Source organism: Streptomyces sp. NPDC047000, from assembly GCF_040644295.1.
GTDB lineage: Bacteria > Actinomycetota > Actinomycetes > Streptomycetales > Streptomycetaceae > Streptomyces.
In genome coordinates this window covers 1-13,074 of the sequence record NZ_JBEYWE010000009.1, presented here as the reverse complement: position 1 = coordinate 13,074, position 13,074 = coordinate 1, and the positions used below count along the sequence as shown (strand labels likewise).

The window sequence follows — 13,074 nt, the reverse complement described above, 5'->3', positions numbered from 1 at the left end:
GGCCGGAACGGCAGCACACATCGCGGCGGTTCACGACGGTTCGCGGCGGTTCACTCCCACCGCCTGCCCGCGAGGCCCGGACACGACGGGACGAGCGGACGGCGCGGCACGATCTGCACGGCAACTTCACGGGCGGAAGGGCGCACGGCGGCACCGGCGTCGCCCGCCCGTCACCGACAAAGGGGGAACAGCAGGTGAGCATGACGGCCTCCGCGCCGCCCGGCGCGACGGGTCCGGGCACCGGACCCCTGTCCGGGGCGGGCATGGGATTCGGATTCTGCCGGGTCACCATCGTGGCCCCCGACAGCCGCATCGACGTGGCACTGCCCGACGACGTACCGGTCGCCGACCTGTACCCGGAGATCCTCCGCCTGTCCCAGCAGAGCCCCGCGGAGGGCGCGCCGGTCGGCTACCACCTCGTACGGCGCGACGGCACCGTGCTCGACGGTGCCCGGTCCTTCACGGCGCAGCGCATCCTCGACGGCGAACTGCTCACCCTGCGCCCGTTCGCCGAGTCGCTGCCGCCCGCCGTCCTCGACGACGTCTCCGAGGCGGTGGCCGCCGCCGTCACCCGCGACCGCACCCTGTGGAACGGCGACCTCACCCGTGCCGCCGGTCTCGTCGCGGGCGGCATCCTGCCCGCGCTGCTCGCGTTCGTGGCCTGGAGCTCCCGGATCCACCACGACATGCACAGTCTTCAGGGTGTCATCGCGGCCGTCACCGGCATCCTGCTCGTCACCGTCGCGTGCGTGCGCGCGCGCGTCTACGACGACCGGGGCTCCGCCGTCGCCCTGGGACTCGGCGCCCTGCCGAACGCCGCCGTGGGCGGTTCCGGACTTCTGCCGCTCGCCGACGGCCAGGGCATCGGACGGCTCCAGTTCCTCCTCGCCTGCACGGCGGTCCTCGTCGTGTCCCTCGTGCTGACCCTGCTGTCACCGGGCGGCGACGCGCCCTTCGTGGCGTTCGTCCTGGCCTCCGCCATCGGACTGGTCACCACGTTCGCCGCCGTCCTCACCGAACTGAAGCCGATCGAGACGGCCGCCGTCTGCGCCCCGCTCTCCGTGGTGGCGCTGGCCTTCCTGCCGGGCCTGTCCATGCGCTTCGCGCGGCTGCCCATCGGCTTCGAACCGCCCAGCCCCTCCCGCGGCGGCTACGGCACCGGCGAGCCCGCCCCGCACGAACCGGTGGACCTCGAGCGGGTGTCCGCACGGGCCCGGCGCGGGCACGAACTCCTGGTGGGTCTCGTCGGAGGCTGCGCCCTGCTCGCCGTGGGCGCGTCGATCGTCCTCGGCTTCTCCAGCGACGTCTGGGCCCAGCTCCTGGCCCTCGCGACCGGTGTCGCGATGCTGATGCGGGCGAACCTGTTCCGCTACACCGCGCAGGTCGGCGCCACCCTGGCCGCGGGCCTCGCCGCGATCGTCTTCCTCGGCCTCGGGCTCGCCCTGAACCCGCCCCACGGCTATGTGCTCGACGCCCTCCACGGTGACACCACCGCCCTCGACATCCGCAGCGTCTGGCTCGCCGCGGCGGTCGGCGTGGCCACGGCCCTGGTCACCGCGATCGGACTGATCACCCCGCGGCGCGGGCTCACGCCCTTCTGGGGCCGGTTCCTGGAGATCGCGGAGAGCTTCGTCCTGCTCACCCTGATCCCCCTGGCACTCGCCGTCTTCGACGTCTACGCCCGGGCCCGCGCGATGACCAGCTAGCCCCCACGGAGCGGGACCGACGCGGGAACGGCAGGCAGCGGCGCGGCGGAGCCTGCGGGGACCACGGGGAGGAGGGCGGCACGCGTGTGCCGCCCTCCTCCCCGCTGTTCACGTCCGCGGCCCCCCGCACCCCGCGATCACCGCGGGCTGTTCACTCCGCCGCCGGCGCCTCGTCGGGCTCCACCGGCTCCAGGTCGAACTCCCCGTCCCGCGCGCCCAGGACGAACGCGTGCCACTCCGCCTCCGTGTAGCGGAGCACGGTGTCCGGGTCGAGGGACGAGCGCATCGCCACGGCCCCCTCGGGCAGATAGGCGATCTCGACCCGCTCCTCGTGCTGCTCGGTGCCCGGTGCGCAGTGCCACTCGACCCCCGAGATGTCGAGGGCGTACAGCTCGTCCCGCTCCCGCTCCTTGCGGGCCTTGATCTCCTCCGCCGTCTCCGCCATCCGCAGCGACCCCTTCCCGACGTGGTCCGCACGCGCGCCTCGTGCGCGTGCGCCGGACGTGATCAGTCCACCGCTCACCCTAGTAGTCCCGCCCCCGCCCGTCCGGGGGTCCGCATACCCCGGTGAGACCCCCCGCCACCTCCTGGTACCCTGAGTGACGGCCGTTCGTGTGCGCGTCCCCGGAGTTCTGGTGACCGCGCCCGCCGGACCACCGCCCTCCGAGTCGAGGAAGCCCCCCGAGAAGCAGACCGGGGGCGCTCGGTCGGCCCTCACCCACCGAGGAGCACGCGTGTCGCTCGACACCGCCACGAAGAAGCAGATCATCGCCGAGTTCGGCACCAAGGAAGGTGACACCGGCTCCCCCGAGGTGCAGGTCGCGATGCTGTCGCGTCGGATCTCCGACCTGACGGAGCACCTCAAGACCCACAAGCACGACCACCACTCCCGCCGGGGTCTGCTGATCCTGGTCGGCCAGCGCCGTCGCCTGCTGCAGTACCTGGCGAAGAAGGACATCCAGCGCTTCCGTACGCTGGTCGACCGCCTCGGCATCCGCCGCGGTGCGGCGGGCGCCAGGTAGGACGCCGTGAAGGGAGCGGTTCCCCGGTGATCGGGGACCGCTCCCTTTGCCGTACACGGACAGCCCGTACGTACGTGCGGAAACGTGCGGAGTGTCACTCACGCTTTGTAGTGTGGTAGCACCACGTACGAGAACGTACGACAACGTACGGGGCACCACGTGCCACGCGGCACGCGCAACGCGGCACGACCGCCGCGCGGGCAGGGCCGCCGCCGCACGACCGAACGCAAGCCGTACGGCACCCCTGCCGTACGGCCCACAGCACGACGCACGACACACAACGAGGAGACGCGCACCTCGCCGCCGCCGGTCCTCGGTAGTGGCCCCCGGGGGATGCGAGCCCCGGGTGCTTCGATCGAAGACCGGCCCGCACCAGAAGGAGCGCCTCTCCGCGACCGTCCCCCTGCCACACGGGCAGGCGAGGACGAAAGACGACAAGTAACGGAGAAAACGCTGGTGGAGAACGAGACCCACTACGCCGAGGCCGTCATCGACAACGGTTCCTTCGGCACCCGCACCATCCGCTTCGAGACGGGCCGCCTGGCCAAGCAGGCCGCCGGTTCCGCCGTGGCGTACCTGGACGACGACACCATGGTGCTGTCGGCCACCACCGCCTCCAAGAACCCCAAGGACCAGCTCGACTTCTTCCCCCTCACGGTGGACGTCGAGGAGCGGATGTACGCCGCCGGCAAGATCCCCGGCAGCTTCTTCCGCCGTGAGGGCCGTCCCTCCGAGGACGCCATCCTCACCTGCCGGCTGATCGACCGCCCGCTGCGCCCGTCCTTCCGGAAGGGCCTGCGCAACGAGATCCAGGTCGTCTGCACGATCATGGCGCTCAACCCCGACCATCTGTACGACGTCGTCGCGATCAACGCCGCGTCCGCGTCCACGCAGCTGGCCGGTCTGCCCTTCTCCGGCCCGATCGGCGGCGTCCGCGTCGCGCTGATCAACGGCCAGTGGGTCGCGTTCCCGACGCACACCGAGCTCGAGGACGCCGTCTTCGACATGGTCGTCGCGGGCCGCGTCCTGGAGGACGGCGACGTCGCGATCATGATGGTCGAGGCCGAGGCCACCGACAAGACCATCCAGCTGGTCAAGGGCGGCGCCGAGGCGCCCACCGAGGAGGTCGTCGCCTCCGGTCTCGAGGCCGCGAAGCCCTTCATCAAGGTCCTCTGCAAGGCCCAGGCCGACCTCGCCTCCAAGGCCGCCAAGCCCACCGGCGAGTTCCCGATCTTCCTGGACTACCAGGACGACGTCCTGGAGGCCCTCACCGGTGCCGTCCGCCCGGAGCTGGCCTCCGCGCTGACCATCGCGGGCAAGCAGGAGCGCGAGGCCGAGCTCGACCGCGTCAAGGCGCTCGCCGCCGAGAAGCTCCTGCCGGAGTTCGAGGGCCGCGAGAAGGAGATCTCCGCCGCCTACCGCTCCCTGACCAAGTCCCTGGTGCGCGAGCGCGTCATCAAGGAGAAGAAGCGCATCGACGGCCGCGGTGTCACCGACATCCGCACCCTGGCCGCCGAGGTCGAGGCCATCCCGCGGGTGCACGGCTCGGCGCTGTTCGAGCGCGGTGAGACCCAGATCCTGGGCGTCACCACCCTCAACATGCTCCGTATGGAGCAGCAGCTGGACACCCTCTCCCCGGTGACCCGCAAGCGCTACATGCACAACTACAACTTCCCGCCGTACTCCACCGGCGAGACCGGCCGCGTCGGCTCCCCCAAGCGCCGCGAGATCGGCCACGGCGCCCTCGCCGAGCGCGCCCTCGTGCCGGTGCTGCCGACCCGCGAGGAGTTCCCCTACGCGATCCGCCAGGTGTCCGAGGCCCTCGGCTCCAACGGCTCGACGTCCATGGGTTCCGTCTGCGCCTCCACCATGTCGCTGCTGAACGCCGGTGTGCCGCTGAAGGCCCCGGTCGCCGGTATCGCCATGGGCCTGATCTCCCAGGAGATCGACGGCGAGACGCACTACGTCACCCTCACCGACATCCTCGGTGCGGAGGACGCCTTCGGTGACATGGACTTCAAGGTCGCCGGCACCAAGGAGTTCGTGACCGCCCTCCAGCTCGACACCAAGCTGGACGGCATCCCCGCCTCCGTCCTGGCCGCCGCCCTCAAGCAGGCCCGTGACGCCCGCCTCCACATCCTCGACGTGATGATGGAAGCGATCGACACGCCGGACGAGATGTCCCCCAACGCGCCGCGGATCATCACCGTGAAGATCCCGGTCGACAAGATCGGTGAGGTCATCGGCCCCAAGGGCAAGATGATCAACCAGATCCAGGAGGACACCGGCGCCGAGATCACCATCGAGGACGACGGCACCATCTACATCGGTGCGCAGGTCGGCTCGCAGGCCGAGGCGGCCCGCGCCACGATCAACGGCATCGCCAACCCGACGATGCCCGAGGTCGGCGAGCGCTACCTGGGCACGGTCGTGAAGACGACCACCTTCGGCGCGTTCGTCTCCCTGCTGCCCGGCAAGGACGGTCTGCTGCACATCTCGCAGATCCGCAAGCTCGCCGGCGGCAAGCGCGTGGAGAACGTCGAGGACGTCCTCGGCGTGGGCCACAAGGTCCAGGTCGAGATCGCCGAGATCGACTCCCGCGGCAAGCTCTCCCTGATCCCGGTGATCGAGGGCGAGGACTCCGACGACGCGAAGAAGGACGCCGCCGACGGCGGCGCGGACGACAAGTGACATCGGACAACTCCACGGCGACGGCCCGAACCTCCTCGGAGGCGCGGGCCGTCGCCCGTACCCAGACCCTGATCAAGGGCAGCAACGGCATCGGCACCGTCCGCAAGACCATTCTTCCGGGTGGTCTGCGCGTCGTCACCGAGACGCTGCCCTCCGTGCGCTCGGCGACCTTCGGCATCTGGGCGCACGTGGGCTCCCGCGACGAGACGCCGGCCCTGGGCGGCGCCACCCACTACCTGGAGCATCTGCTCTTCAAGGGCACGGCACGCCGCAGCGCGCTCGACATCTCCGCCGCGATCGACGCGGTCGGCGGCGAGATGAACGCGTTCACGGCGAAGGAGTACACGTGCTACTACGCGCGCGTGCTCGACACCGACCTGCCGCTCGCCATCGACGTGGTCTGCGACATGCTGACCGGCTCCCTGATCCGGCAGGAGGACGTCGACGTCGAGCGCGGCGCCATCCTCGAAGAGATCGCGATGACCGAGGACGACCCGGGCGACTGTGTGCACGACCTGTTCGCGCACACCATGTTCGGCGACAACCCCCTCGGCCGCCCCGTCCTCGGCACCGTCGACACGGTCAACGCCCTCGGCGCGGACCGCATCCGCCGCTTCTACCGGAAGCACTACGACCCCACGCACCTCGTCGTCGCCGCCGCGGGCAACATCGACCACACCAAGGTCGTACGGCAGGTCCGCGCCGCCTTCGAGAAGGCCGGCGCCCTCCGGACGGCGGACGCCGTGCCCCGCGCCCCGCGCGAGGGACGGCGCACCCTGCGCACCGCGGGCCGCGTCGAACTGCTCGACCGAAAGACCGAGCAGGCACACGTCGTCCTCGGCATGCCGGGCCTGGCCCGCACCGACGACCGCCGCTGGGCCATGGGCGTCCTCAACACCGCCCTGGGCGGCGGCATGTCGTCCCGCCTCTTCCAGGAGGTCCGGGAGAAGCGCGGCCTCGCGTACAGCGTCTACTCGTACACCTCCGGCTTCGCGGACTGCGGCCTGTTCGGCGTCTACGCGGGCTGCCGCCCCGGCCAGGTGCACGACGTGCTGAAGATCTGCCGCGACGAACTCGACCACGTCGCCGAACACGGCCTGTCCGACGAGGAGATCGGCCGCGCCATCGGCCAGCTCCGCGGCTCCACCGTCCTCGGCCTGGAGGACACCGGGGCGCTGATGAACCGCATCGGCAAGAGCGAGCTGTGCTGGGGCGACCAGATGTCGGTCGACGACATGCTGACCCGGATAGCGGCCGTGACCCCGGACGAGGTCCGCTCGGTCGCCCGCGACGTCCTGGGGCGGCGCCCGTCGCTGTCCGTCATAGGGCCGCTCAAGGACAAACAGGCGGCACGTCTCCACGACGCCGTCGCCTGACCGGTCCGACCCGGCTCACCACGGTCCGACCCGACCCGACCCGCTCGTCACGGGCGGACCCGTACACCCTCACACCCGTACCACCGTCCTCGGCTGAAGGAAGCAAGAGACATGAGCAAGCTGCGCGTGGCGGTCCTCGGGGCCCAGGGCCGCATCGGCTCGGCGGCCGCCCGGGCCGTCGAGGCCGCCGGTGATCTGGACCTGGTCGCCGCCCTCGACCGTGACGACCCGCTGGAGCGGCTCACCGAGAGCGGCGCGCAGGTCGCCGTCGAACTCACCACGCCCGCCTCGGTCATGGACAACCTCGACTACTGCGTGCACCACGGGATCCACGCGGTCGTCGGCACCACCGGCTGGAACGACGAGCGCCTCGCCCTGCTGCGGGGCTGGCTCGCCGGGTCGCCGGAGACCGGTGTCCTCGTGGCGCCCAACTTCTCCATCGGCGCCGTCCTCACCATGAAGTTCGCGCAGATCGCCGCGCCGTACTTCGAGTCCGTCGAGGTCATCGAACTGCACCACCCCAACAAGGTGGACGCCCCGTCCGGCACCGCCACCCGCACCGCCCAGCTGATCGCCGAGGCCCGCGCCAAGGCCGGTTCCGCCCCCGCGCCCGACGCCACGGCCACCGCCCTGGAGGGCGCCCGCGGCGCCAGCGTCGACGGTGTCCCGGTGCACGCCGTCCGGCTGCGCGGTCTGCTGGCCCACCAGGAGGTCCTGCTCGGCGGCGAGGGCGAGACCCTCACCGTCCGCCACGACTCGCTGCACCACAGCAGCTTCATGCCGGGCATCCTGCTCGGTGTGCGCAGTGTGGTGAACACCCCGGGCCTGACCTACGGCCTGGAGCACTTCATGGACCTGGGCTGAGACCGGACCCGCGATGCGCGCGAAGATCTCCTACACCGTCACGGCCGCCGTCCTGGTCTTCTACTTCGTCCTGGTCGGCAGCCGCGGTGTCATGCTCATCCAGGCCGGCACGCTTCTCACCGTCACCTTCGGCGTGGCGGTGCTGATCCTGCCGCTGATCGGGCTGTGGTTCCTGTGGCAGAACACCCGTTTCGTCCGCAGGGCCAACGCTCTCGCCGCCGAACTCGACGCCGAGGGCGGCCTGCCCGTCGACGAGCTGAAACGCACCCCGGGCGGCCGTATCGACCGTGACTCGGCCGACGAGGTCTTCGCCCGCCGCAAGACCGAGACGGAGGCGTCCCCCGACGACTGGCGCACCTGGTTCCGGCTGGCCGTCGCCTACCACGACGCCCGCGACACGCCCCGGGCCCGCAGGGCGATGCAACGGGCGATAGCCCTGCACGACGGCAGGCCGGTCCGCGCCTGAGCGCGGCCGGCGACCCCGGTGTACGGGCGCCAGCCGCGGCGTACGGGCGCTCAGCGCAGCCGGTGCTCGGCGGCCCACGCCTCCACGGTGTCGGCCGCCCGGTCGAACGCCTCCGGGCGCCCGAGGAAGTCCGCGTTGTGTGTGGTCAGCAGCGCCGGGGTCTCCTCCGGTGCCCGGTCCCGCCGTACGACGGTCAGCGCCTCCCCCTGCACGGTCCGCGGCAGACCCAGCCAGCGCACCGGCCGCTGCACCGTACGCACCGTGACGACCCGCCCCCACGGCACACTGCGCGTGACGGCGAAGCCCACATGCCGCAGTCCGCGCGCGCTCACCCACACACCCATGCGCAGCAGCCGCACCGCACCGGCGATGACCACGAGACCCGCACCGAGCACGATCCCCGCGTCGGAGACCTTCCCGGTGAGCGCGAGGGCGACGGCCGCGAACAGCAGGTACGAGGCGAGCAGCAGCCACAGCGCCGCCGCCCCGACGCGCCACGGGCCCGGCCGGTAAGGACGCCGCCAGCGGTCGGGGTCGTCGTACGGCAGCGCGACGTCGGCCGCCTCGAAGGCGCGGTCGGCTGTCAGGAAGTGCAGGGGCACGACGGATCCTCACTCCATCCATGCGTGGGCTGTGCCCGGTGAGGCTATCCGCCGTCGTTGCTGCTCACCACCCTCGGAGGGCCAAGGGGGTACGTGCTGAGGCATTCGTGCCAATGATGCCGTTCGCGCGGCGGACGAGGCCGCGGAGGAGGAGAGGACCGGTGCCGCGCCGTAAAGTGGGCGCCGCCCGACAGACGCGATGGAAGGACCCCCCGAGCCGTGACCGACACCCCCGCCGACGACCCGAAGCCGGCCTTCCGCAGCGATGTCACCGTCGAGCTGGTCAAGCACACCGCTTCGGACGCCGATGTGCTGTTCGCCGCCCGCGTCTCGACCGTCGGCGAGCAGTCCCTGGAGGAGCTGGGCAAGGATCCCGAGCGCTCCAAGGGTCTCATCAACTACCTGATGCGGGACCGGCACGGCAGCCCCTTCGAGCACAACTCGATGACCTTCTTCATCAGCGCCCCGATCTTCGTGTTCCGCGAGTTCATGCGCCACCGGGTCGGCTGGTCCTACAACGAGGAGTCCGGCCGTTACCGGGAGCTCCAGCCGGTGTTCTACATCCCCGGGGAGTCCCGCAAGCTGGTCCAGGAGGGCCGTCCCGGCAAGTACCGCTTCGTCGAGGGCACCCAGGGTCAGCAGGAGCTGGTCGGCCGGGTGATGGAGGACTCCTACCGGCACGCCTACGAGGCGTACCAGGAGATGCTCGCCGCCGGTGTGGCCCGCGAGGTCGCCCGCGCCACCCTCCCGGTCGGCCTGTTCTCCTCGATGTACGCCACCTGCAACGCCCGCTCGCTGATGCACTTCCTGGGCCTGCGCACCCAGCACGAGCTGGCCAAGGTGCCGTCCTTCCCGCAGCGGGAGATCGAGATGGTCGGCGAGAAGATGGAGGCCCTGTGGGCCGGCCTCATGCCGCTCACCCACGCCGCGTTCAACCAGAACGGCCGGGTCGCACCGTAGCGCCCGCCGCCGCTGCGCGCCGCAGGTGCACGCCGTCGGCGCCCGTCGCGGACCCGGCCGAGTCGAGGACAGATGTACGGTTCAGCCTTCCGAGGTGTCCGTATTGCGGCTTTTGCTGAAGTTCATCTAGCCTGATCAAACGGACCCGGCACTGCTTGAACCCCCGAGCGGGCAGTGCCGGGCTCCGCATTTGTCCGCACCTGTCGCCCGCCCCGCAGGCAGACCTGGCAGTGAGCAGCGAGTAGCGTGTTACCCATGGCTCCGACCTCGACTCCGCAGACCCCCTTCGGGCGGGTCCTCACCGCCATGGTCACGCCCTTCACGGCGGACGGCGCACTCGACCTCGACGGCGCGCAGCGGCTCGCCACTTACCTGGTGGACGCAGGCAACGACGGCCTGATCGTCAACGGCACCACCGGCGAGTCCCCCACCACCAGCGACGCGGAGAAAGCGGACCTCGTACGAGCCGTACTCGAGGCGGTCGGCGACCGCGCGCACGTCGTCGCCGGCGTCGGAACCAATGACACCCGCCACAGCACCGAACTCGCCCACGCCGCCGAACGCGTCGGCGCGCACGGTCTGCTGGTCGTCACCCCGTACTACAACAAGCCTCCGCAGGAGGGTCTGTACCGCCACTTCACGGCCGTCGCCGACGCCACCGGCCTGCCGGTGATGCTCTACGACATCCCCGGCCGCAGCGGCGTCCCGATCAGCACGGAGACCCTCGTACGCCTCGGCGAGCACCCGCGCATCGTCGCCAACAAGGACGCCAAGGGCGACCTCGGCCGCGCGAGCTGGGCCATCACCCGCTCCGGCCTCGCCTGGTACTCCGGTGACGACATGATGAACCTGCCGCTGCTGTCCATCGGCGCCGTCGGTTTCGTCTCCGTGGTCGGCCATGTGGTCACCCCGGAGCTGCGCGCCCTGGTCGAGGCGTTCACCTCGGGCGACGTCCAGAAGGCCACCGAGATCCACCAGAAGCTGCTGCCGGTCTACACCGGCATGTTCCGCACCCAGGGCGTCATGACCACGAAGGCCGCGCTCACCCTCCTGGGCCTGCCCGCCGGACCGCTGCGCGCGCCCATGGTCGAGTGCGGCCCGGAAGAGATCGAGCAGCTCAAGATCGATCTTGCCGCGGGCGGGGTACAGCTCTAGCACCAGACTTCACAACTGCATGACACAACCGAATGACACAACCGCATGACAGCTGAGTACGCGGGCCACCGAAGTGCCTGCGCCGTTCCACCCCACAACGACAACTGCTTCTGCACGAACGTCACGCACGCCACGTGCCCCCGGTACGTGGCGTGCGTGGTGAGGAGAGTCTTTTGAGTCATCCGCATCCTGAACTCAACGCGCCCGCGCCTCTCCCCGAGGGCGGTCTGCGGGTCACCCCGCTCGGCGGCCTCGGCGAGATCGGCCGCAACATGACGGTCTTCGAGTACGGCGGCCGTCTGCTGATCGTCGACTGCGGCGTTCTCTTCCCGGAGGAGGAGCAGCCCGGCATCGACCTGATCCTGCCGGACTTCACATCCGTCCGGGACCGCCTCGACGACATCGAGGGCATCGTCCTCACCCACGGCCACGAGGACCACATCGGCGGTGTCCCCTTCCTCCTGCGGGAGAAGCCGGACATCCCGCTGATCGGCTCCAAGCTCACCCTCGCCCTCATCGAGGCCAAGCTCCAGGAGCACCGGATCCGCCCGTACACCCTCGAGGTGGCCGAGGGGAACCGTGAGCGCATCGGCCCCTTCGACTGCGAGTTCGTCGCCGTCAACCACTCCATCCCGGACGCCCTCGCGGTCGCCATCCGCACCCCGGCCGGCATGGTCGTGCACACCGGCGACTTCAAGATGGACCAGCTGCCGCTGGACAACCGTCTCACCGACCTGCACGCGTTCGCCAGGCTCAGCGAGGAGGGCATCGACCTGCTCCTCGCCGACTCCACGAACGCCGAGGTCCCCGGCTTCACCCCGCACGAGCGGGACATCTCCAGCGTCCTGCGCCAGGTCTTCGCGAGCGCCCGCAAGCGGATCATCGTGGCGAGCTTCGCCAGCCACGTCCATCGCATCCAGCAGATCCTGGACGCGGCGCACGAGCACGGCCGCCGGGTCGCCTTCGTCGGCCGCTCCATGGTCCGCAACATGGGCATCGCCCGCGACCTCGGCTATCTGAAGGTCCCCCCGGGTCTCGTCGTCGACGTCAAGACGCTCGACGATCTCCCGGACCACCAGGTCGTCCTGGTCTGCACCGGCTCCCAGGGCGAACCCATGGCCGCCCTGTCCCGCATGGCCAGCCGGGACCACCAGATCCGCATCGTCGAGGGCGACACGGTGATCCTCGCCTCGTCGCTGATCCCCGGCAACGAGAACGCCGTCTACCGCGTGATCAACGGCCTGACCCGCTGGGGCGCCAACGTCGTCCACAAGGGCAACGCCAAGGTCCACGTCTCCGGCCACGCGTCGGCGGGCGAGCTGCTGTACTTCTACAACATCTGCCGCCCCAAGAACCTGATGCCGGTGCACGGGGAGTGGCGCCATCTGCGGGCCAACGCGGAGCTGGGCGCCCTGACCGGCGTTCCGCACGACAGGATCGTCATCGCCGAGGACGGCGTCGTCGTCGACCTGATCGACGGCCGGGCCAAGATCTCCGGCAAGGTCCAGGCGGGCTACGTCTACGTCGACGGCCTCTCGGTCGGCGATGTCGGGGAGCCGGCGCTCAAGGACCGCAAGATCCTCGGCGACGAGGGCATCATCTCGGTGTTCGTCGTCGTCGACTCCTCGACCGGCAAGACCACCGGTGGTCCCTACATCCAGGCCCGCGGCTCAGGCATCGAGGACTCCGCCTTCGCGGAGATCACCCCGAAGATCGCGGAGGTGCTGGAACGTTCGGCCCAGGACGGCGTCATGGAGCCGCACCAGCTCCAGCAGCTGATCCGCCGCACGCTGGGCAAGTGGGTGTCCGACACCTACCGCCGCCGGCCGATGATCCTCCCCGTCGTGGTGGAGGTCTGACGCCCGTACGGCCTTCCGTGTGACCCGAGGGCCACGGAAACCGGAGCGGGGTGCGCCGATTTGCATCGGGGCACCCCGCTCCAGTACGTTTACGACTCCGCCCGATGGGGAACCGGCAGCTTCATGCTTGCCGGAGTCCTTCCCGGAAGGGGCGGAAAACCCGGCTCAGAACTTCTGATAAAGTCGGGAGCGCCGGAAAGGAAATCGCCCGAAAGAGCGAGAACCTGGAAAGCGCCGAGGAAATCGGATCGGAAAACGATCTGGTAGACTTGGAAGCAGAAGGGAAGCCCGGAGGAAAGCCCGAGAGGGTGAGTACAAAGGAAGCGTCCGTTCCTTGAGAACTCAACAGCGTGCCAAAAATCAACGCCAGATA

Annotated in this window: 12 protein-coding genes; 9 read left to right on the top strand and 3 right to left on the bottom strand. The window is 70.4% G+C overall.

Features of this window, described 5'->3' with window-relative positions; translation table 11 throughout:
* Positions 1–200 precede the first annotated feature (200 nt).
* Positions 201–1,706, top strand: coding sequence for a type VII secretion integral membrane protein EccD (gene eccD / locus ABZ862_RS16565; RefSeq protein WP_360958791.1), 1,506 nt, complete (start codon positions 201–203; stop codon positions 1,704–1,706).
* Positions 1,707–1,857: 151 nt separating this feature from the next.
* On the opposite strand, the gene ABZ862_RS16560 is transcribed toward eccD, so the two are convergent.
* Positions 1,858–2,151 carry a DUF397 domain-containing protein gene (locus ABZ862_RS16560; protein WP_360958222.1) on the bottom strand — a complete coding sequence of 98 codons (294 nt, stop codon included), beginning with the start codon at positions 2,149–2,151 and terminating at the stop codon, positions 1,858–1,860.
* A gap of 289 nt (positions 2,152–2,440) precedes the next feature.
* Between ABZ862_RS16560 and rpsO the strand changes: the two genes are divergently transcribed.
* The 5 genes from rpsO (at position 2,441) to ABZ862_RS16535 (ending at position 8,125) form a co-directional block, all read left to right on the top strand.
* The gene (gene rpsO, locus ABZ862_RS16555; protein ID WP_360958220.1) at positions 2,441–2,728 is read left to right on the top strand and encodes a 30S ribosomal protein S15; all 288 of its coding nucleotides are present in this window, start codon (positions 2,441–2,443) and stop codon (positions 2,726–2,728) included.
* 456 nt (positions 2,729–3,184) lie between these two features.
* Positions 3,185–5,419 carry a polyribonucleotide nucleotidyltransferase gene (locus ABZ862_RS16550; RefSeq protein WP_360958217.1) on the top strand — a complete coding sequence of 745 codons (2,235 nt, stop codon included), beginning with the start codon at positions 3,185–3,187 and terminating at the stop codon, positions 5,417–5,419.
* Complete coding sequence (locus ABZ862_RS16545; protein WP_360958214.1) at positions 5,416–6,795, top strand: pitrilysin family protein; 1,380 nt, start codon at positions 5,416–5,418, stop codon at positions 6,793–6,795. The genes ABZ862_RS16550 and ABZ862_RS16545 overlap by 4 nt, the downstream gene beginning before the upstream one ends.
* A 111-nt stretch (positions 6,796–6,906) precedes the next feature.
* Complete coding sequence (gene dapB, locus ABZ862_RS16540; protein WP_360958211.1) at positions 6,907–7,659, top strand: 4-hydroxy-tetrahydrodipicolinate reductase; 753 nt, start codon at positions 6,907–6,909, stop codon at positions 7,657–7,659.
* Between the two features lie 13 nt (positions 7,660–7,672).
* Entirely contained in the window at positions 7,673–8,125 is a 453-nt protein-coding gene (locus tag ABZ862_RS16535) for a hypothetical protein (protein WP_360958208.1), read from the top strand.
* A 50-nt stretch (positions 8,126–8,175) separates the two neighbouring features.
* Here the strand turns inward: ABZ862_RS16535 and ABZ862_RS16530 are convergent, their stop codons facing one another.
* Complete coding sequence (locus ABZ862_RS16530) at positions 8,176–8,727, bottom strand: hypothetical protein (RefSeq protein WP_360958205.1); 552 nt, start codon at positions 8,725–8,727, stop codon at positions 8,176–8,178.
* Positions 8,728–8,946: 219 nt separating this feature from the next.
* Between ABZ862_RS16530 and thyX the strand changes: the two genes are divergently transcribed.
* The 3 genes from thyX (at position 8,947) to ABZ862_RS16515 (ending at position 12,701) form a co-directional block, all read left to right on the top strand.
* On the top strand, positions 8,947–9,687 hold the full coding sequence (thyX, locus tag ABZ862_RS16525; protein WP_360958202.1) for an FAD-dependent thymidylate synthase: 741 nt from the start codon (positions 8,947–8,949) through the stop codon (positions 9,685–9,687).
* Between the two features lie 255 nt (positions 9,688–9,942).
* Positions 9,943–10,842, top strand: a complete 900-nt coding sequence (gene dapA, locus ABZ862_RS16520; RefSeq protein WP_360958199.1) for a 4-hydroxy-tetrahydrodipicolinate synthase — start codon at positions 9,943–9,945, stop codon at positions 10,840–10,842.
* Between the two features lie 173 nt (positions 10,843–11,015).
* The gene (locus ABZ862_RS16515) at positions 11,016–12,701 is read left to right on the top strand and encodes a ribonuclease J (RefSeq protein ID WP_360958196.1); all 1,686 of its coding nucleotides are present in this window, start codon (positions 11,016–11,018) and stop codon (positions 12,699–12,701) included.
* Positions 12,702–12,822: 121 nt separating this feature from the next.
* On the opposite strand, the gene ABZ862_RS16510 is transcribed toward ABZ862_RS16515, so the two are convergent.
* A partial coding sequence (locus ABZ862_RS16510) for a hypothetical protein (protein WP_360958194.1) occupies positions 12,823–13,074 on the bottom strand: 252 nt, incomplete at its 5' end.